Below are 20,550 nucleotides of genomic sequence, written 5' to 3'. Positions count from 1 at the left end.
ATGCTTGATCCGAAGTTCATCCTGGCCAATCTCGAAAAAGTTGAGGAGGCGGTTCGGTCAAAGGCCCAGGAGTTTGATTTCCCCCTTTTTCAAAAACTGGAGGCCCAGCGCCGCAAGATCCAGGCGGAGCACGACTCCCTGCGGGCCCGCCAGAATGAGGCCTCAGGACTGATTGCCAAACTTCAAAAGGGCGATTCGCCCAAGGGTGATTCACCCAAGGGGAAAAAGGATACCACTTCTCTCAAAAACGAGATGAAAGAGGTTTCTTCCCGTCTGAAAGATCTGGTTCAATCCTTGACGGAGACTGAAGAATCGGTGCGGGCCCTCCTGCTGACCATCCCCAACATCCCCCATGAGTCGGTCCCCCGCGGCGCCGATGCCTCTGCCAACAAGGAGATCCGGAAGTGGGGCAAGATCCCTGAATTTTCCTTCAACGTTCAGGATCATGCGGCGATCGGTGAGAAGCTGAAAATTCTGAATGTGGCCCAGGCCGCCAAGATTGCCGGTTCGCGCTTTACCCTTTACAAGGGAATGGGGGCCCGTCTGGAAAGAGTGCTCGCCCAATTCATGCTGGACCTGCACACCCAAAAACATGGCTATCTGGAGATCCTCCCCCCTTTCCTCGCGAATGAAAGGTCTCTGATCGGGACCGCCATGTTACCGAAATTTGAGGCGGATCTCTTCAAGACAAGAGAAGGGTTGTTTCTCATCCCAACCGCCGAGGTCCCTTTGACCAATATGTACCAGGATGAAATCCTTGTGGAAGAAGAACTGCCGATCTGTGTGACGGCCCATACCCCCTGCTTTCGGGCCGAGGCGGGGGCCGCTGGGAAGGATACACGGGGGTTGATCCGTCAGCATCAGTTCAACAAGGTGGAACTGATGAAGTATGCCCATCCCGACCATTCCTACGCAGAATTGGAAAAACTGCTGGTGGATGCGGAAAAGGTTCTTCAGTTGCTGGAGCTCCCCTATCGCGTCATGCTTCTTTCCACAGGCGATATGAGTTTTGCCTCGGCGAAGACCTACGACCTGGAGGTCTGGCTCCCGGCCCAAAAGGCCTATCGGGAGATCTCTTCCTGTTCCAACTTCGAAGATTTTCAGGCCCGACGGGCCAATATCCGTTTTAAACCCAAAGAGGGTGGAAAACCCCGGTTTGTTCATACCTTGAACGGCTCCGGTCTGGCGATCGGCCGGACCGTGGCGGCCATCCTTGAAAACGGCCAGCAGGCCGATGGTTCCGTTCGTCTGCCGTTAGTCTTGAAACCTTACCTGGATGGTCTCGACATTATCAAGGGTCCCTGATTCAGGCCGAGCCTGATTCGGTTTGCCTTTTCCCTCCAAAATCGGTATGTTCTGTCTGGATGTATTGCGCTTACTTTGGTTTCCAGGAGAAGCCGTTTAATGTTACGCCGGATCCCCGGTTTCTCTATCTTTCCAAATCCCATGAAGAGGTTTTGGATTCCCTTCTGTACGGCATCAACGACAGAAAAGGCTTTTTGCTTTTAACCGGCGAGGTAGGGACCGGCAAGACCACCATCGCCCGGGCCCTTCTCGACCGACTGGGAGAAACAGTCGATACGGCGCTCCTCTTCAATCCCTTACTCTCGACCGTTGAACTCCTTCGGTCGATCAACGGCGATTTTGGTCAGCTCCTCGCGAGCCCTTCGCCGAAAGATCAGATCGATTCCCTCAACAATTTTCTGCTCTCACGGTTTCATGAAGGACGAAATGCGGTGGTGATCATTGACGAGGCCCAGAATCTTTCCGTGGAGGCGCTCGAAATGACGAGGCTACTTTCCAATCTGGAGAGTGGGAGCGAAAAACTCCTGCAGATACTGCTGGTCGGACAGCCGGAACTTCAGGAAAAACTCTCCCGGCATGATCTTCGCCAGCTCAACCAGAGAATCATTATCCGTTCCCATCTGAAACCGCTCGATTTTGAGGATGTCTGTTCCTATATCCTCTTCCGCCTGGGGCGTGTGGGGGCCAATGTGGCCAAGATTTCGTTTGAAACGGAGGCGTTCAAGAGGATCTATCAATTTTCCCAAGGGTTCCCGCGTCTGATCAATACCCTCTGTGACCGGATTCTCCTCTCGGCCTATGTGGAGGAAACGGGGACTGTCACAGAACGATTGGTCCAGGTCGCAGAACAAGACCTCTCTTCTGCCTCTCCGGAATCCTCTTCCTGGAAACGGTGGGTTCGCTGGGTGACACACCGTCGTGTGACTCACCCTTGGACCGGTTTTTCACTAAGAGGTCGCTAAAGATGTCTCTCATCCATAAGGCACTGCAGAAATCGAGGGGAGAGGACGGGAAAACCGGTGAGGGAGAAAGATTTTTGAAAAATCAGTTCCTTGCCGAAAAGCAAGACGGCAACTTTCCCAGTTCCCGGAAAAGCGTGCTTCACCCAAGGGTGGTATTGCTCGTGACCCTCTTGCTCCTTTCACTGACCCTTGTCGGGGCGCTCCGGTTTTTCAAGGGGAGTTCCCTTTTTCAGCCACGCATCCCTTCCCCGGTAGTCGCCCCCTTTGGCGGCGGTAGTCCTGGGGAACTGGCCAGCCTGGCCGAGGCCAAATTTGCCGAGGGGGATTTTGAGGCGGGCCTTCGAGCCTGGAAAACGGCTCTCCTCAAGGAGGAAAATCCGGAATTCTACAACAATATCGGCCTCTCTTATAAGAAAAAAGGGGATCTGGATCTGGCGTTGGAAAATTATAACAAGGCGTTATCGATCAAACCCGACTTTGCCGAGTGTCTTAATAATCTGGGGGTTCTCTGGACTGCCAAGAAGGATCCTGCGACAGCGGCGCGGTTCCTCCAGAAGGCGATTCAGGCTGAGCCCGGTTATGCCGATCCCTATCTGAACCTGGCTATTGTCCAGGAGAAGTCAGGTCATTACCAGGAGGCCCGGCTGAATTATCGGAAATTTCTGGAACTCGCCAGCAATATCCCTAAGGAACTGCGGGAAAAGGTTCGGAAGAAAATGGAACGTGAAGGCCTTTGAAGGAGATAGCTTTTTGGAGGTCATGGCGGTTCAAGACGAAAGACCTCATCGGTCTTGACTGGGGCCATCATTCGGCCAAGATCGTTCAGATCAAGAAAGATCCTACAGGCTCCCTGGTCTTGGCAAGGCTCGCCTGCCAGGTGAATCACTCTTCATTGGGGGATTTTGTCCAGGCAGAACAGATGAGTGGTTTCTCGGTTGCCTGTAATCTCGAAGAAGAAAATCTGCACATCAGAAGGGTTGAGATCCCCCCGATGCCTGAGTCTGATCTGGAACAGGCGATTCGGTGGATGGTGAAAGACAGTGTTGAGGGGAATCTCGATCAATATGCCGTTCGCTCTCTCCTTCTCGACGACCAGGTCACGTCGGGAGGAAAAAAACAGGTCTACCTCGCCTTTGTTGTCTCCAGGAAGATTCTGTTGGACCGTATGGTTTCCTTGCGGCGGCTTGGGTTCTCTCCCGTCTCTCTGGAGCCCAGTGCCACGGCCCTTCTCGCCTCTTTTGATGCCAGTGAGGAATGGGAGGTTGGCAAGAAGTATGTCTTGCTGGATATCGGAGGTTCTCAATCGTCTTTTTTTGTTTTTTCGGATCAGAAACTTCTCTACCATCATTCGTTGACTGGCGTTTCTGCGGAACCACCGGGTGGGGGAAAAGACGAGACACTTTTGAAATCTTTTTATGGCCAGTTAGCCGTTGACGTTCAACGGGCTGTTGACTCCTTTTCTGTTTCTTTTCACCGAGAGAAGGTTGACAAGATTTTTCTGTGCGGGGGAGGGGCCCTGCTCCCCCGAGTGGATGATTACCTGACAAAAAATATGGGGATTGAAACGGTTCTTTTTGACCCGTTCCAGAGAATTCAGAGGAGTTCTCACCAGGATTCACTTTTGGCAGGGGAGGGTGGGTCACCCAAGGGTGATTCCCCCAAGAGCGATTCGCCTAAGGGTGGTTCGTTGGGGCTGAGGCCCATTTTTGCCACAGCGGTGGGGTTGGCTCTTATGGAAGGGAAGAGATAATGGCAGTCCCGAGGATTAACTTTGTCGAGGAAAAAAAATGGGAACTGACCTACCGGAGCCTTGGTCTTTTAATAATCTCCTGGATCGGGTTTCTTGGGCTCCTGGCCCTTTTCCAGACAGCCCTCTTTTTTTATACCCAGTGGCAGAACCGGTCGGTTGCTGAAGAGATTACACGCCTCAAGTCTGAGAAGGAAAAGGTCCTTTCCGTCATGGAGACTCGTAGTCTCTCCAGGCCCCTTGGGCCCGGTTACAGCGCTGTTTACGCCATTTTTGAAAGGCGCATCCAATGGTCTCCCTTTCTTTCAGCCTTGAGCCAAAAGATACCACCCCGTTTGTGGCTGACAGAGATCAACAGCACCGGAAAAGAGACCCAGGGTGATTCCCCCAAGAGCGATTCGCTCAAGGGTGATTCACCCAAGGGAGGTCAGAAGTCGTTAACCCTGACCGGTTTTACCTACCAGTCCTCAACTATTTCCCAGTTCTTGAGGGAGCTGTCAGAGATCAAAAATTTGGGGAATATCTCTCTTGTCTCCTCGGAAAGGGGGGAGAAGGAGGGATTCCGATTTACGATTAAATCTGATTTATCGCCGTAATGACCGATTACCATATGCGATTGCGGTGGGGATAAAATTAAAGTATAGTGCCCCCTATGTCTTATCACTGGCAGAAAATGGCGGATACCCGGCGACAAGTGGCCTCTTTGGTCATTCTCATCTTGCTTTCAACCCTCTTTTTTCGCCTCTTCTACCTTCCCCGTCAACAGGGGCTTCGGCTGGAGAAGAGCCGGCTTCAAGGGCTCCGGCTGGAAAGGGATTCGCTGAAGAAGGTTTATTCCCAGACAAACGTGGCCCCTCTAGTGGCCAAAAAACCACCGCCGGATGATATCAAACTCAAGGTCCTGAACGAAGAGATCCAGCCCCTGTCCATTTCTTCGATGCCTGATTTTCTAAAGGAGCTGACCTCTCCGCGATTTTTGAGAGGGCTTGAGGTTGTGTCGATTCATGATAAGCCTGCCTTACAGGAGGAAGGGTATGATCTGGCGACGAGCGTGGTGGCTCTCCAGGGGTCCTTTTTTACCATCAGTTCTCTGGTTGATAGAATTGAAAAGATTCCCCTCCTGGTGAAGATCCGGGATCTCTCCCTAAAGACCACCGAAAAAGGGGGGTCTGATGTCGTTGCGGAATTAACACTGGAGTTCTACCAATGGCGTGGTCATCTATGAAACGATGGAACGTTTTCCTGGTCCTGCTTGCCCTCTTTCTTTCCGGATCGGCCCTGTCGGAAAGGAACGAGGTGGAACTCGGTGCCCCCTCCGGTTCAGAATCCGGAGTCGGGAGGAATCCCTTCGCCCCCTCCGGCAGCCTTGAAGCCCTGGATATTTCCGAATTTGTCTTGAACGGCCTTATTGTTAGCGAAGAGAAGGGTGGTTCACCCAAGGGTGATTCACCCAAGGGTGTGCCACCTAAGGGTGAATCACCCAGGGGATACGCCCTGATCTCCGGGAATGTTGTCACCAAGGGGGACCGTTTGGGGCGTTACCTCGTTGAGGAGATCCAGTTTGACAAGGTTATTTTGAGGGAGGGGGACAACCGTTACCCCCTCAAATTCCAATGAAGATCCGCCTTTTTCTGCTGGCCATGCTCTCGTTTTCTCCGCTGGCCCATGCTGGTTATACGGTTGAATTCAGGGATGCTGGTCTTAAGGAAGCGCTTCGTCTTCTGGCCCGTGCAGCCGATTTGAATATCATCCTACCGGAGGATCTCCCTGGAAAGGTGACGGTGAACTTCAAAGACATCACACTATTTCAGGCCTTTCAATCGATCCTCAAGGTCAATAGTTTGGAGTATGCCATTGAGGAGGGGATTTACCGGGTTGGTAAACCGGATCAATTTGCGGGGGGGGCCGATCTCAAAACAGCCCTGATCCCGCTGAAGTATGCAACGGCGAAGGATCTTGTCGAAAAAATAAAACCTCTCTTGTCGGATAAAGGGATAGTTGTTTCGGAAGACAGGAGCAACAGTCTGAATATCAAGGACCGGGATTATGTCCTCTCCAACGTGCGTAATTTTGTGGCTCTGATCGACAAGAAAGATGCGCAGGTTCTGATTGAGGGGAAAATTTTGGATGCCTCCAACAATTTTACCCGGAGTCTCGGGATCCAGTGGGGTGTGAATAAGGGCGAGGGGAGGACGAGGGTTGGCGGTGTTGCGGGGGTTGGTGTTTCCGATGCGGGGCGACCGCTGGATGTCAACCTGCCGGCTACCGGCCCGTCGGGAGCCCCGACGAGCGGGATTGGTCTTGTAATCGGGCAACTGGCCAAGGGGACCAATATTGATGCCCAGATTACCGCCTCTGAGAGAAAAGGGGATGTTCGCATCATTTCACGCCCCTCCGTGACCACGGTCAATAACATGCCGGCCAAGATCAGGAGCGGTCTCAAAATCTATGTCAAGTCAACCTCCAATATTAATATTGCGACCAGCGGTGGTTCGGGGGGAGGTTCTCAGAATTCATTGCAGGAGATTAATACCGGTGTTGAATTGACCGTAACACCACAGATTTCCATTGATGATCATATCAAACTGAAAATCGATGCGGTGGAATCAGAGGCCGATTTTACCAAGACCGTCGACGGGATTCCGGCGGTCATCGACAACAACGCCTCTACCACCGTTCTGCTGAAGAACGGAGAGACCACCGTCATTGGTGGTCTGTTCCGCGTGAAGTCGACGAAGACCAGAGATGCGGTTCCCTTTATTTCCTATGTGCCGGTGGTGGGATGGCTCTTTCAGGGGTCGACCAAGACGAGGACCAATAGTGAGCTGATGATCTTCATCACGCCTAAAATCCTTGGTGATACTTAAAAACCTGTTTCAAAACCTTATTGAAAAAAGAGGCGGTTTTCGTTTTTTTGATACTCCTTCTGCCTCTTTCCTCTTCAGCCAAAGGCCAGAGCCTTACCGAGGGTTTTGCCCTTTTTGAAAAGAAAAATTATGGCCGTGCGATCGAGACCTTAAAGAGGGTCAAAGAACCGGAGCTGGAAGATTACGTCTACTACGCCATCGGTGAATCAGCCCACCGACTCAAACGATGCCCCACTGCCGTCTGGGCCTTTAGCAAAATAGTTTCTGAGGAAAATAGCCCCTGGTTTGTTGTTTCACTCCGGAGGCTGGCCGAGTCCTACCAGTGTCTTGGTCAATGGAAGGAGGCCCGGGACTATTGGGAAAAATATTTTGAGGAGACTACGGTTCACCATGAAAAGGGGAGGGCCCGCTGGCAGGTGGCGCTCTGTGACTACAAGGGAGGGAACAGGGAAGAAGCGGTCTCTTCACTCTGGCAGTACTGGCGCGCCTATCCTGAAACCCCCTGGGCCGATGAGGCCTTGTCACTTTTGGGGCACCCCTCTTTTACCCCTGATGAACTCTTTGAAACCGGTAAAATCCTCTACCAAAGAAGGGAATTTGCGAGGGCGGCCCAACTCTTCAAGGGGCCTGACCATCCTTTGGTGAATCACCCGGAGGCTAATTTCTGGGAGGCAGAGTCACTCTTTCGTGAAGGGCATTACCCGGAGGCGATTGGGCTCTATGAAGGGATGATAAAAAAGGAAAAAAATATCGGACGGAAACGTCAGATTCTGAGCCGGATCGCGTCGGCCTACGCCAGACAGGGGGAGACAGAAAAGGCGCTCTCTCTTCAAAAAGAGATTCTCAAAAAATTCCCCCACTCACCAGAAGGGAAACAGGCCGCCCGGAAGATTGCCTTTTTGTATTTGGATGCCGGTTTATTCAAAGAGGCACTCCCTCATTTGAAACGCCTTTCAAAGGGAAGGGGTGCTTCGCCCCTCTGGGCGCAAGACCAAATTGCCTGGAGTTATTATTGTTTGGGGGAATGGTCCTTATCCCTTCAAGCCTGGAAAAAACTTGAACGGAGTAAAGAATCGCAAAAGGCACTCTATTGGCAGGGGAGGATTTTTGAAAAGAGGGGGGATGAGACTTTAGCCCATCAGTATTATCAAAAATTGATCGAAGGATCGGAGTGGGGGTATTATCGATTTCTGGCCGCCGATCGGCTTTCACTTTCTGTGGATCAGTGGCGCTCTTTTACTGAGCACAAAAATTTTCTGGAGCCGGTTGATCTGGCAAAGGTTGTCTCTCCGGACTGCCCGGTTTTTAACAGGATTCAGAGACTCCATCAGCTCCGTCTGGACGACCTTATTTTCAGGGAGTTGGCAGTGGGGAAGAACGGCTGCCGGCCGGTCTGGACCTACCCTCGCATCTATCGATCTTTCATTGAACGTGAGGCCAAGAGGGTTGGGATCGACCCATTTCTGGTTTATAGTCTCATGCGTCAGGAGAGCCATTTTAATCCGGGCGCCTCTTCACCCGCAGGGGCGATTGGGTTGATGCAGTTGATGCCGCAAACGGCCCGCCGCCTCTCTCGGGAGGCTGGCTGGCTCCAGTTTGATGGTTCTCTGGAAGATCCCGAAACCAATATCCTGCTGGCCCTGGCCTACCTGCAAAGGTTGTCGAAAGAATTTGGCAAAAATCAGGTTTCGATCATTGCCAGCTATAATGCGGGTGAGGGAGCGATCAGTCGCTGGAGAGGTCAGAGAAAGGATTTGGATGAAGAAGAATTTATCGAAGAGATCCCTTACACCGAGACCAAAGATTACGTCAAAAAGGTTTTGAGCAACTACCGGACCTATCAGATTATCTACAACAAACTTTTGAGTCGTTGATGTTCGTTCAAGGCGAACCGGTCGGTCATTCCGGCGATGTAGTCGCAGATCACCTTCTCAGGGATTTCCATTTTAAACTTTTGCTGGACCTCCAGGGGAAGATTTTTTGGGTTGTTGAGATAACTGTTAAAAAGGGATTCGATGACCCGTTCCGCCTGTTCCGCCATCCTCTGGACATGAGGGTGTTTGTACATATTAGTGTAGAGAAACCGCTTGAGCTGCTTATTTTTCCCATCGAGCGTCTCAGAGAGACAGACAATTTTCTCACTGGTAGCCCTTACCTCGTCAATAGATTTTATTTTTAGTAAAGTAAGATTCTTTTCCGTTTCGCGGGCAAGATCGGTGACGTAAGTATCGATAATGGACCTTACCGTTTGGCGAAGGATGACCTTTTCCGGGGCTGAGGACTTGATAGAAGGAGAAATTTTATCGTAATGTCCCTGCCAAAGCTCGACTTCTTTGAGTTGTTGAAGGGTAATCAATCTCGACCGGAGACCATCATCCAGGTCGTGATTACAGTAGGCGATCTCATCGGCCAGATTGACGATCTGGGCCTCCAGGGTCGGGTTCCCTTTTTTATGCAGATTCTTGATCTCCGGGGTATCATATTCACTTTTATGTTTGGCAAGTCCCTCCCGGACTTCGTAAGTCAGGTTCAAACCGGGGAAATTAGGGTAACGATCTTCGAGGGTCGTGACAATCCGCAGGCTCTGCCGGTTATGTTCATAGCCGCCATGATCTTTCATGAGCCGATTCATCACCTCTTCACCGGAATGCCCAAAAGGGGTGTGACCCAGGTCGTGGGCCAGGATGATCGCCTCGGCAAGATCTTCATTCAACCGGAGGATACGGGCAAGGGTTCTCGCAATCTGGGCCCCTTCGAGGGAATGAGTGAGCCGTGTTCGGTAATGATCCCCCTCGTGATAGACAAACACTTGAGTCTTGTATTCCAGTCGGCGGAAGGCATTGGAGTGAATGACTCGATCCCGGTCCCTCTGAAAAGCGGTCCGGTAGAGGTGTTCTTCCTCAGAGAATTCCCGTCCTACAGTTTCGGAACTTTTCATCGCGTAGGGGGCGAGATTTTCCTGTTCTCTCTTTTCGTACTCCTGCCGAGTTATCATAGAATCCCCAACTGTTTATGGAGTTGAGGGATCACCCTCACGGAGCCAAGGGGTGGTTCACCCAAAAGTGACCGCATTGTTTTTTCGTTCTGATGAATTTTCGCCGGAGTTGGTATTTTTCGAAAAGAGCCAAAAGCCGATGCCGGCTGGAGGATACAGGGGATCTTTCCCGAGTAAGCCTTGAGGAGAGAGGCACCCCTTTCAAGATCTTCATCGGTGGTCTCCTCCGTAATGACAATCTTGACATAAACCTCTTTTGATTGGGCGATCTTCAAGAACTGCCGGTGTTCTTCCCAGTAGCTCTTCATCCCTGTCGAGGAGGGAAGTTTCAGGTCCATTGAAACGATATCGATGAGGCCTACAATTTTTTCTAATTCCTGCCAATGAATGCCCGCCGTCTCCAGTAATATCTTTCGTGGGCCGCTTTTTTTGAAGGACGAAAGCCATTCTTTGAGGAAAGGGACATGCTGAAGAGGCTCTCCCCCAGTGATCGAGAGGGTTGTGTCTGAAAAGCGTTGAAGGATCTTACCAAGTTCAACAATGGTGATCGGATTGGGGTATTTCTCAAATTTCTTTGAGAAGGGAGGCCATTCCACCCGGCACTGTTTATTCTTGATGAAGGAGAGAGGGGTGTCGCAAAATTTACAGGAGAATTCACAGTCCTGGAATCGGACAAACGTCATCGCCTCACCGACGTGGGGTCCCTCCCCTTGCAGTGAAGAAAAAATTTCTATCAGGGGGGCTGTTAACATTTAAGGGACCGGTTTTACCTTGGCCCGGGCCTCCTTCAATGATTCCACCTCGTGGCGGAAGGTTTCGAGCAGGGTCTTGGCAAATGGAACAGGGTCAATCTGGTAATCATTCAGCCCCTTTGTTTTCACCGGGGTGTTGGCGCTGGAAATATTGAGGCCATAGTGAATGAGTGTCGAAACGGGGGAAGAGGTGGCGATGGAGACGGAAAGTTTGGCATCCCCTTCATAGAGGTCGTTACCAGCGCGGACCACTACCGGCTTTTGAAGACGGAAAAGGATCTCCTGTTGGGCCAGGGAAACCAGGAGTCTCTGCAGGACGATTGTCTGGTCCAGGGTGGTATCAAAGAGTTCGACCAGGAAATGGAGCATCTCATCACTCGCGATCTTTTTCCCCTCTTTAAGGTCGACCAGGTCCACCATATGCTCCGGGTCGACGGCACAATGACCAATGAAGGCAACTGCCGCATTTCCAAGAATGCCTGAGTTCTGAAAAATCCAGTGGGATTTCAGCTGAGAGCCGTTGTAATCAATCCTTTGTTCAAGAAATTTAATTTTCATAAATCGCTTTTACCTTTTCCAAAACCCCTGCCTGTTGGTAGGCCCGCAGAGACCGTAGGCATGACTCGCAAACCCCGCACATCTTTGGACCTCCCTCATAACAACTCCAGAGGTTGCTGAAATCAACCCCCAAGGCGATCCCCTTTTGGACGATCTCGACCTTTGTCATCTCCTGGGTGTAACTCTTAACCATGACGTTGCTCAGTGTTGAGAAAGAAAAAAAATGGTTCGCACTCTCGACAAAAGAAGCGCTGTTGTCCGAAAAAGTAACCGCTTCTTCCTTGTTGAAACCGGTGACAATCAGGGCGCAATCAAGCGACTCGGCAAAGACGGCGGCGACGTTTAAGAAAAGTCCGTTTCGATTGGGGACCCAGACTGCCCGGGCGGACAAGTTCGTTTTTTCACGGTCATCCAGTTCCGAAATGTTGAGCAGGGGCAGTGCTTGCCCTCCCCTGACCAGTGCCGTTGGTGTTAATTCTTTGAGCCAGGGGAGAGAGATTATTTTATGCTCAATGCCAAGATCCTTGGCAATCCGCAAGGCGCTTTGCTGTTCCTTCAAGGTAGCCCTTTGGCCGTAATCAAAGGTGATGGCGAGTTTTAACGGGACCTCTTTTTGAGCCAGGATGGCGGAGACCGTTGAATCAAGCCCTCCCGACAAAATCACAATAGCTTCGGACATGAACTATTCCCTATCAAGGGGATCGGGGGAGATCAAGGGGACAAAAAAGGGGGCTTATTTTATGGGGTTGTTTGTGAGGCCTGGGACAATTCACCCAAAAGATCAGCGGCCCACCGATAGATATTGTTCTCAGCGACCAAGACTTTTAATCTGGCCATGCGTCGCTTTTGTTCTTCAAAAGGTATCTCAAGGGCGATACGAATTGTCTCGGCGAAGTCGGTTTTGGCATAAGGGTTAAATTGCAGAGCTTCCTGAAATTCGCGAGCGACACCAGCAAACTCGGAAAGGAGAAGAACTCCATCACCCTTTTCCCTTGCCGCCACGAACTCCTTGGCCACCAGATTCATGCCGTCCGACAAAGAGCTTACGATGCAGACTTCCGCCATCCGAAGAAAGGTATAAACGGTCTTTGGGTCATGGTGTTCCTTGAAAAAAATAACCGGTTTCCAAGCGCCTTCTGCATGCTTCCAATTAACCTGATCGACCAATTTCTCAACCTCCGTGACAAAGTCTCGATAGCGCGGAATGTGGATTCTGGAGGGGGCGCCCAACTGGACAAAGCTGATTTTTGTCTTATAGGCTGGATATTTCTCAAAGAATCGGTCGATTGCCCCCAGCCGTTCCGGGATCCCCTTGGTGTAATCCAGCCGGTCGACGCTCACGACGATCCGCGTGGTCCCAAGCTCCAACTGTTCCCTAAAGCCAAGTGACTTTTGCTGAAACTCTTCCTCGGTGGAAATCTTTCTCTCCGCCCATGGCTGAATGCTGATTGGGAATGGTTTGACAAGCGTGGCCCCCTTGTCATGGAGGACCGCGAAACGGTCCCACTCGATTCGGACCGGCAGGAGACTGTTCACCGTGTCAAAAAAATTGTTGCAATAGGATTGGAGATGGAATCCGACAAAGTTCGCTCCAAGCATTCCTTCCAGAATCTCCCTCTTCCAGGGACAGACCTGAAAGATCTCCGGTGTCGGCCAAGGGATGTGCCAGAAGAGGCCAATGATCGCATCGGGACGCCGCTGCCGAATGAGCTTTGGCAATAGCGTGAAATGATAATCTTGCACCAGGATGAACGGCCTCGTTTTGCCGAATTCCCGGACCACGGCATCGGCGAATTTCTCGTTGACCTTCTGGTAGGTCTGCCAGTCTTTTTCCTCAAATTCCGGGCGATAGTTGGTGAGATGGCAGAGGGGCCAGAGCGCCTCGTTGGAGAATCCGTAATAATACCCCTCTTCCTCCTCCCGCGAGAGCCAGATCCTCTTGAGTGTGTAGCAGGGTGACTCGGGAGGAACCAAAACCTTTCCCTCCCGATCCACCGTGTCGCGGTCACCATCTCCGGCCCCATGGGCGATCCAGAGGCCGGAGGTTGCCCGAAGTACCGGATCCAGCGAAGTTACCAGTCCGCTGGCCGGGATGATGACCTTGTGCCGACCTTGCTCTTTCACATGCATGTACGGTTCACGGTTGGAGACGACGAGGAAGGGCCTGTCTCCGAAATGGGTCACGGCATGGGCCTTCAGTCGGGCCGGCGTCCACAAGTTATTTGCCTGTTTCTCCTGAGAAACATCGCGAGCCGTCTCCTTGGCGGCACGGAGCCTTGCCGTCAATTTTTCTACCTCGCGGGTGACCGGTTTTAAGAGAGATTCCGTAGGTAGAGGCAGAGATTCGCTCGGTTCCTTTGCTGACCTCATCCAAGACAAGACCTGTTGCACCGATCTCTGGAAAGAACGCCGCGACAGAAAATAGGTGAGTGCCGAGATGAAAATAGCCAGAATCGCCAGGGTAAGAGTGGTCCAGGTCATGGCAGACAGGACCCGTTTGTCAATATAGGAGGCCTCGTGAACGACAGCGAGCGTACCGACAAAATCTCCTGATCGAATTTTAAGAGGAAAAATGAGGGTATGAAGCATCATCCCTTTTTCATCACGCGTGAGTACCTTTTCCTTCTGATCTGTGACGACTTCTTGTATTTCCGGGTCTTCACAGGCCTTGAGGTCAGCAAGGGCGGCCGATCGAGCGACCAGTTTTCCATCAAGACCACAGACCATGATCCCCATGGTCCTCCCTTGTCCGGAAAGTCTCTCTGCCAGGTCTTCTTCATCGGGTGTTGGTGGATTCCGGATGGCGCGCATCGCCCCGACCGAGAGACTCCTGGCGATCACCCGGGCGCGACGATCGAGATCGTCGATCAATTGAGTTCGTTCCCGCGTGACCCGAAAATAGGAAAAGAGAATCAACCCCACAAAGAGAACACCGACGACCGGAAAAAGAAATTTGACAAGAGTCTTCTGCATAAAGATCATTTGTACGCTATCCTATCTGTTTCGTATGAACCGTCCGGATCGGAAACGGGATTTCGATTTTCTCTGTTTGATAACGCTCGTGCAATCGTTTGACGAATTCGTGCTTGATCAAGTACTGGTCGACGAACTCCTTGGCCCGCAGGATGACGGTAAAATTAATGCTGAAATCCGCAAAGGTGTGATAACGGATAAAGGGTTCAAACGCTGGCACCCCCCCTTGCACTTCTTTCAACACCTCTCTGGCAACGTCGATGGTCACACGTTCCACCTGCTTTAGGTCGGACTCATAGCTGACCCCCACCTCGACAAGAAAGGACATTTCTTGTTCCGGCTGGTGAAAGTTAGTGATGATCGTCGAGGCCAATTTGGCATTGGGGACAATAATCATGTTGTTCGGAAGAGCCCGGATCGTCGTGTTACGCCAATTGATGTCGGTCACATAACCCGCCTCTCCCGAGTCGAGTTGAACATAATCGCCGGGTCGAACCTGTCGCGAAACCAGGATATGAAGGCCCGCAAAGAGGTTGGCCAAGGTCTCTTGCAGCGCCAGGGCAACCGCCAAACCGCCAACTCCCAAGGCCGTGAGGATCGGTGTGATCGATATTCCGAGTGACTGCAGAATGACCAAAATTCCGATGGCCAGAACGGCCACCCGCGCCAAATTGGTAAAGATGGATGTGGAGGGTAAAGCCCCTTTCCCTTTTCGTGAGTACAGTTCAACAAGGCCGACGGCTATTTTGGCCAAGGCCAGGGTGACAATAAACATGGACAAAACGAGCAGGGCCTTCTGCAGAAGAGGCGCCATTTTCAATGGGATCGGAAGATACAGAAACGCCAGATAAAAACCACCGACCGCAAAAAGTGCGATGGAAAATCTTTCGGCGACTCCAACGATGATGTCATCTCCTTCCCACGGCGTTGTGCCTGCAAATCTTTTGAACCTTGCAAGCACGACCTTCTTAAAGAGAACACCGGCAACAAGCCCGCTGACAAGATAGACGAGGGGATAAATCCACTGGATCCAGTTTAAGTTTTGCATCACCATAAACCTTTCAAGAAGGGAAAAATCTGTCAACTCATCCTTGACTCAAGAGACTCGCCGTATTGATCACCGCCATGTGCGAGTACGCTTGGGGGAAATTTCCCAAGAGCTCACCCGTCTCCGTGTCGATATCCTCGGAGAGTAAACCCAAATGGTTGGCATGCGAGAGGATATTTTCAAAAAGAAGATGGCCTCGTTCCTTCTCGCCGATCGTATAAAGGGCTTTAGCGAGCCAGAGGGAGGCAAGGATAAAGGCGTTTTTCGGTTTCCCAAAATCGTCGGCGTTGGTGTAGCGGAAGGCAAGACCGTTTTGCATCAGCGATTTCTCGCACCGGCCGACCGTGGCGATCCAGCGGGGATCGTCCTTCATCAGAAAGCCATACTTTTCCATGAGCAACAGGCTGACATCCAGATGTTCGGAACCGTAAGATTGCGTAAAGCTCCCGATGGACTTGTTCCATCCCTTTTCCTCAATCTCTCCCCGGATCTGGTCGGCAATCGGCCTCCAATTGGAAACGGCATAACCCTTTCCCAACTTTTGGGCAATCTTGATCCCGCGATCCAGCGAAACCCAGGAGAGGACCTTCGAAAAGGTGAAATGGGCTTTCCGGTGCCTGAATTCCCAGATCCCGGCATCCTGTGTCATCCAGTCCCTTGCGGTTGTGTTGACGAGGAATTTGACCAGCGACCAGACCTCATCCGGCATCTTTTCGAATTCGTAGTGGAAGTAGTAGAGATAGAGGGTGTTCATGATCTCGCCAAAAATGTCGTTCTGTTGCGTGTGACAGGCATTGTTACCAATCCGCACGGGGCCGGAGTTTTTATATCCCTTGAGATGACTGAAGGTTTTTTCCTCGAGGTCGGTTCTCCCGTCGATTCCGTAAACGATCTGGACCTTCATCTGCTTGCTCTCCAAGAGACGCAGGAGGAATTGGATAAAGGCGCGCGCCTCTTCAAAATGACCGATCCCCTTCAAGGCCTCCAACATAAGGGAGGCGTCGCGGAGCCAGCAGTAGCGGTAGTCCCAGTTACGCCCGCCATGGAGGATCTCCGGGAGGGAGGTGGTTGGCGCGGCGATGATCGCCCCCGTTTCTTCATAGGTCATCAGTTTCAGGACCAACGCCGACCGGAGAACCGTTTCGGGATAGAGGCCTGGCAAGCGGCAATGGCCCGACCAGGTCTCCCAGTAGGTTTTCGTCTTTTCAAACATCTCGTGGGCATAGGCGAGCGTGGGGGGCTCAATCTTTTCATGGTAGGTGAGGAGGAAAAACTCTTCTCTCCCGAGTGTTACTGGTCCCCCTTGCAAAATCTCTTTTAAGGGGAGGCTGGAGTAGAGGAAGAGGCTTTCGAGGCCGCTGGAGGCGGTGATGACCGACTCTCTCTCCCGAACGTTTGTCTCGCCTCTGGCGTAGTTCATTTTGGGGTGAAAGGAAACCTTGAGCAGAGGCCGGCCGCGAAGGGGCTTCAAGATTCTGATGATTTCGACAGGCCTCCGGTAGTCTGCCCCCTCGCGGTAACGAGGCATGAAATCGAGCAGGGCGAATGCGTTCTCGCCGTCGTCAAACTCCGTTTGGAGAATGTTGGTTTGGGGCACATAGACCTGCGAAATCTTTGCGGTGCCGACGGGAGAAACATGGAAATGGCCCCCTTGAGCGTCCAGAATCCTGGCGAAGGCCGAGGGGCTGTCGAAATTCGGGAGGCAACACCAATCGATGCTCCCATTTTTATCAATCAGGGCAGAAGTTTTACAATTGCCGATGATACCGTGGTGCATAAAGTTATTTCCCCTGGGCCATCTCCTGGATCCGTTTCTTGATTCCATCACGAACGATGCGAATTCTTTTTTTCAACTCTTCGGAACTTCCGGGTTTTACCACTGGGTCCTGAAAGTGCCAGAGGACTTTTTGTTTTGCCTGAATCTCCTGAACAGCTTCCCATGCTGGTTCCGCCAGGACAACCACAAGATCAAAAAAAATATCTTTCATCTCCGTGAGTCTCTTCGAATATTGCCCGGAAAGATCAACGCCAATTTCTTGCATGACCTCAACGGTGATCCGATTCAACTCACCAGGATAAAGGCCGGCACTCGTTATTGAAAATTTCCCCGGGAGGAACGTATGGGCCAGCCCCTCTGCCATTTGACTCCGACAGGCGTTGTATTCGCACACGAAGAGGATTTTCACGGGGGGGAGAATAGCAGGGTGATCAATAGGTACAAGGGAAAAAGGAGGTACTACTTAAGCGGCCTTTCGCGTCAGGTGATTGACCCTTTTTTCGAGGGTGGTGATCTTTCGGGACAGTCGGACCACCTCATTCTGACTCGGGATGCTGAGGATGGAGAGCACCTGGGCCTTCGTCTGCCGGGCGGTCAGCTTGGCCCGGGCCAAGAGATCACTCCCCTGTATTTTTTCGACGATCTCACCCAGGTTCCTTTTGGCTTCACGAACGATCTTATCACCGCTCAGCTCTCTCAAAGGCAGGAGTTCAAGTTCGTGGGCCCGGTCGAGGATCTCTTCACCGACACGGCGGACTTCCCTTTCCAGACCATCGTAGATTTCACCGGCATGGACCCGGTTGGCTAGCTCTTCCAGATTCTGGCGTAACCCAGAAACGACTTTTTTCTTGGGACTCATGAGTCACCTTCCTTTCTAAGAACAACCTAACACGACGCGTTAGGGGGCGTCAATAGAATTTTACGCGACGCGTTAACTATTTTATAACTTATTGAAAACACTTAATTTATCTCTTTTATGCGAAGCTGGATAACACGATTGCCATTCCACTCATTCCATTCGGGGGTGTAGGTTACGTGGCACAATGGCTGTGTGGGGATCTCCCCCCTGTAATTAAAATGGATGCTGTCTAAGGTGATGTTGTCCTGGCAGAGGATCATTTTCAGGTGGTTTTTACCAACGATTTTGGCTGATCGGATAGTGACTGAAGAAGTCCTGAAAACCGGTTCGGGGTTGCCATAGCCGAATGGTTCCATCGCCGCGAGTTCTTCGATCAACTGTGGGGTGAGGTCGGAGAAGGGTAAAGAGAGATCGACCCGGTGCCCTGATTTCCCGTCCAGTTTTTTTAGTTTTTCAATCGAAACCTGGCTGAATTGATCGAGAAAAGGTTGAAGATTTTGTTTCTTTAAGGTCAGGCCGACAGCCGCTTTATGTCCCCCCCATTTATCCAGGAATGAAGAACAATCCAGGAGACAATCATGCAGGTCAAAACCCCGGATCGACCGACCGGACCCTTTCACATCGTTTTCTCGGATGGTGAGGACTAACGCCGGCCTCGCGTATCTCTCCGTCAGGCGGGCGGCAACAATCCCCAGAACCCCCTCGTGCCATCCCTCCCTGGCAAGGGCGATCCCCGCCCCATCAGAAGGAGGGCGAGCCTCCAAAAGTTCTTCAGCTTCTTGAAGAATCCCTTCTTCAATCTCTTGTCGCCGACGGTTGATCGACTCCAGTTGTCGGGCCAGGGCGCCGGCCCTTAAAAGATCGTTGGTGGTCAGGAGTTCTAGCGAAAGGGAGGCATCTTCCAGACGCCCGGAGGCATTCAACCGAGGGGCCAGACGAAATCCAATATGACCCGTTGATAATGAGGCTTCTTTCAGCGAGGCCTCCTCCTTTAATCTTTGAAGGCCGATCCGGGAGCTGTTCGAAAGGACCTTTAGACCTTCTCTCACCAGGAGACGATTGACCCCGATCAAGGGGACGATGTCGGCGACGGTTCCCAAGGCGACCAGATCAAGATAAGGGATGAGCGGCGATTCCAGGGGAGGGGAGCCGGGCTGGCGCAGTGAGGCCCGGAGGGCGGCCACCAGGTAAAAGGCGAGTCCCGCAGAACAGAGAGGTAGTTGTCTGGCTTCGTCCCTCTCCTTTTTTGGATTGATCAGGGCGATCGCCCCCGGATCGGTCTCCGGCGTTTCATGGTGATCGAGGATGATGACATCAATCCCTTTTTCTTTCGCAAATCGGATCGGTCCTTCGGCCTTTGTCCCGTTGTCGATCGTGATGAGGAGACGACCTCCTCCGTCAGAGACTTTGTGGATCACCGGATGACTCAGTCCATAACCGTCAGTGAAGCGGTTTGGAAGGAGTGGAGAGACATCACCCCCCTGGGATTGCAAAAAGAGTTGAAGGATCGCCGTTCCGGTCACCCCATCCACATCGTAATCGCCAAAGAGAAAGATTTTTTCCCGGTGTGAGAGGGCCTGACGGATCCGGGCAACCCCCTTCTCCATATCGGGCAGGGAAGAGGGGGGCGGGAGATTTCTCAAACTGCCGTAGAGGTAACGACTGATCTCTTCGGCGGTGCGGAAACCGCGGTTGAAAAGGAGTTGGCAGACTGTTCGACTTAAACCTGTCTTTTGGGATAGACCCTGAGGGTCCTCGGGGATCTCTGTCAGGCCTGTTTTCTTGCCTGCCACCAGACCTCCAGGCGCGGGACCCATTTTTTCAGGAAGAGGTAGACAGGACTGGCGACAAAAATGGTTGAATAACTCCCGGCCACCACACCGATAATCATGGCGAACCCGAACCCTTCGATCTCCCCCTCTCCGAAGAGGTAGAGGATGGTTACAACAAAGAAGACGGTCAGGCTGGTGATAATCGTTCGGGAGAGGGTTTCGTTGATGGAGAGATTGACCAGTTCCGGAAGCGGCATCTTCGGGTGTTTTTTTAAATCTTCGCGCACCCGATCGTAGATGATAATGGTGTCATTCACGGAGTAACCGATAATGGTGAGGAGTGCGGCAACCGTCGTGAGGGTAAATTCCCGGCCGGTCAAGGCAAGGCCGCCGACTGTGACGAGGACGTCATGGATCAGGGCGATGATCGCACCGGGGGCAAAGTAGAAGTCGAACCGGTAACCGATGTAGATCAGGATCAGGAGACAGGCGACGATCAAGGAAAGCTGCCCTTTTTTACGCAGTTCTTTTCCAGCCTTGGGACCCACCGCATCCTCTTGTTCCAAGGTGGCCGAGACCCCCTTTTGCTGAAATGAGGCCTGAACCCTTTTTGACAGCGCTTCGATGGCGATCCCTTCTTTTTGCTGGAATTTCAGGGCGAACCGGTTTTCCTTGTCGGGACCGACCCGTTGGATGGTAAAATCACCCAAGAGTGCGTCACCCAGGAGTTTGGGATCCAGCAAGGAACGGAGCCTCTCTTCAGAGAGAGCCTCGGTGAAACGGTACTGGAGTTTGATCCCGCCGGTAAAGTCGGTGCCATAGTGGAGACCTCTGTAAAAGGTCAGGAAGAGGGAACCGGACACAAGGATGACGGAGAGGGTGACAAAGAACCGCTGGTAACGGATGAAGGGAAACGATGTCAGGCGGAAGTTCAT

The 20,550-nt window shown here is 52.0% G+C and carries 20 protein-coding genes; 9 read left to right on the top strand and 11 right to left on the bottom strand.

The features are described from left to right. From serS to HYS22_05240, 9 genes are read left to right on the top strand one after another with little or no spacing between them, the layout of a single operon-like run. Positions 1-1,305: a serine--tRNA ligase gene (gene serS / locus HYS22_05280; GenBank protein ID MBI1909562.1), complete on the top strand. Its 1,305-nt coding sequence runs from the start codon at positions 1-3 to the stop codon at positions 1,303-1,305. Positions 1,306-1,364: 59 nt separating this feature from the next. Then, complete coding sequence (locus HYS22_05275) at positions 1,365-2,267, top strand: AAA family ATPase (GenBank protein ID MBI1909561.1); 903 nt, start codon at positions 1,365-1,367, stop codon at positions 2,265-2,267. A gap of 2 nt (positions 2,268-2,269) precedes the next feature. Further along, on the top strand, positions 2,270-3,004 hold the full coding sequence (locus HYS22_05270) for a tetratricopeptide repeat protein (GenBank protein ID MBI1909560.1): 735 nt from the start codon (positions 2,270-2,272) through the stop codon (positions 3,002-3,004). Then, a complete protein-coding gene (gene pilM / locus HYS22_05265) occupies positions 3,001-4,017 on the top strand; it encodes a pilus assembly protein PilM (protein MBI1909559.1) in 1,017 nt (338 codons plus the stop codon). Before HYS22_05270 ends, pilM begins: the two co-directional genes overlap by 4 nt. Beyond that, the gene (locus HYS22_05260) at positions 4,017-4,610 is read left to right on the top strand and encodes a PilN domain-containing protein (protein MBI1909558.1); all 594 of its coding nucleotides are present in this window, start codon (positions 4,017-4,019) and stop codon (positions 4,608-4,610) included. The genes pilM and HYS22_05260 overlap by 1 nt, the downstream gene beginning before the upstream one ends. 56 nt (positions 4,611-4,666) lie before the next feature. Beyond that, positions 4,667-5,239, top strand: a complete 573-nt coding sequence (gene pilO, locus HYS22_05255; protein MBI1909557.1) for a type 4a pilus biogenesis protein PilO — start codon at positions 4,667-4,669, stop codon at positions 5,237-5,239. Continuing rightward, positions 5,236-5,631 (top strand): hypothetical protein, encoded by a 396-nt coding sequence (locus HYS22_05250; protein MBI1909556.1) that lies wholly within the window; start codon positions 5,236-5,238, stop codon positions 5,629-5,631. The genes pilO and HYS22_05250 overlap by 4 nt, the downstream gene beginning before the upstream one ends. Then, complete coding sequence (locus HYS22_05245; protein MBI1909555.1) at positions 5,628-6,881, top strand: secretin and TonB N-terminal domain-containing protein; 1,254 nt, start codon at positions 5,628-5,630, stop codon at positions 6,879-6,881. The genes HYS22_05250 and HYS22_05245 overlap by 4 nt, the downstream gene beginning before the upstream one ends. A 47-nt stretch (positions 6,882-6,928) precedes the next feature. Continuing rightward, positions 6,929-8,755: a transglycosylase SLT domain-containing protein gene (locus HYS22_05240; protein ID MBI1909554.1), complete on the top strand. Its 1,827-nt coding sequence runs from the start codon at positions 6,929-6,931 to the stop codon at positions 8,753-8,755. Here the strand turns inward: HYS22_05240 and HYS22_05235 are convergent. The 11 genes from HYS22_05235 to secF form a co-directional block, all read right to left on the bottom strand. Beyond that, a complete protein-coding gene (locus tag HYS22_05235; GenBank protein ID MBI1909553.1) occupies positions 8,731-9,876 on the bottom strand; it encodes a deoxyguanosinetriphosphate triphosphohydrolase in 1,146 nt (381 codons plus the stop codon). The two genes, HYS22_05240 and HYS22_05235, sit on opposite strands and share 25 nt — an antisense overlap. Then, positions 9,873-10,628, bottom strand: a complete 756-nt coding sequence (locus HYS22_05230; protein MBI1909552.1) for a 7-carboxy-7-deazaguanine synthase QueE — start codon at positions 10,626-10,628, stop codon at positions 9,873-9,875. The genes HYS22_05235 and HYS22_05230 overlap by 4 nt, the downstream gene beginning before the upstream one ends. Further along, positions 10,629-11,186, bottom strand: a complete 558-nt coding sequence (locus HYS22_05225; protein MBI1909551.1) for a DUF366 family protein — start codon at positions 11,184-11,186, stop codon at positions 10,629-10,631. Further along, positions 11,176-11,865 (bottom strand): 7-cyano-7-deazaguanine synthase QueC, encoded by a 690-nt coding sequence (gene queC / locus HYS22_05220; protein MBI1909550.1) that lies wholly within the window; start codon positions 11,863-11,865, stop codon positions 11,176-11,178. Before queC ends, HYS22_05225 begins: the two co-directional genes overlap by 11 nt. A gap of 59 nt (positions 11,866-11,924) precedes the next feature. After that, positions 11,925-14,159, bottom strand: coding sequence for a trehalose-6-phosphate synthase (locus HYS22_05215; GenBank protein MBI1909549.1), 2,235 nt, complete (start codon positions 14,157-14,159; stop codon positions 11,925-11,927). Positions 14,160-14,175: 16 nt separating this feature from the next. Continuing rightward, positions 14,176-15,207, bottom strand: coding sequence for a mechanosensitive ion channel family protein (locus HYS22_05210; GenBank protein MBI1909548.1), 1,032 nt, complete (start codon positions 15,205-15,207; stop codon positions 14,176-14,178). A 37-nt stretch (positions 15,208-15,244) separates the two neighbouring features. Then, positions 15,245-16,984 carry a glycoside hydrolase family 15 protein gene (locus HYS22_05205; GenBank protein ID MBI1909547.1) on the bottom strand — a complete coding sequence of 580 codons (1,740 nt, stop codon included), beginning with the start codon at positions 16,982-16,984 and terminating at the stop codon, positions 15,245-15,247. Between the two features lie 4 nt (positions 16,985-16,988). Next, positions 16,989-17,393, bottom strand: a complete 405-nt coding sequence (locus HYS22_05200; GenBank protein ID MBI1909546.1) for an arsenate reductase ArsC — start codon at positions 17,391-17,393, stop codon at positions 16,989-16,991. Positions 17,394-17,447: 54 nt separating this feature from the next. Beyond that, positions 17,448-17,843, bottom strand: coding sequence for a hypothetical protein (locus tag HYS22_05195; GenBank protein ID MBI1909545.1), 396 nt, complete (start codon positions 17,841-17,843; stop codon positions 17,448-17,450). Positions 17,844-17,944: 101 nt separating this feature from the next. Next, complete coding sequence (gene recJ, locus HYS22_05190) at positions 17,945-19,636, bottom strand: single-stranded-DNA-specific exonuclease RecJ (protein ID MBI1909544.1); 1,692 nt, start codon at positions 19,634-19,636, stop codon at positions 17,945-17,947. Then, entirely contained in the window at positions 19,612-20,550 is a 939-nt protein-coding gene (gene secF, locus HYS22_05185; protein MBI1909543.1) for a protein translocase subunit SecF, read from the bottom strand. Before secF ends, recJ begins: the two co-directional genes overlap by 25 nt.

This window comes from Deltaproteobacteria bacterium (assembly GCA_016177765.1).
In the GTDB taxonomy this organism is placed as follows: Bacteria; UBA10199; UBA10199; order JACPAL01; family JACOUP01; genus JACOUP01.
The sequence above is the reverse complement of the archived record's forward strand: the minus strand, read 5'-3'. Positions and strand labels throughout refer to the sequence as shown.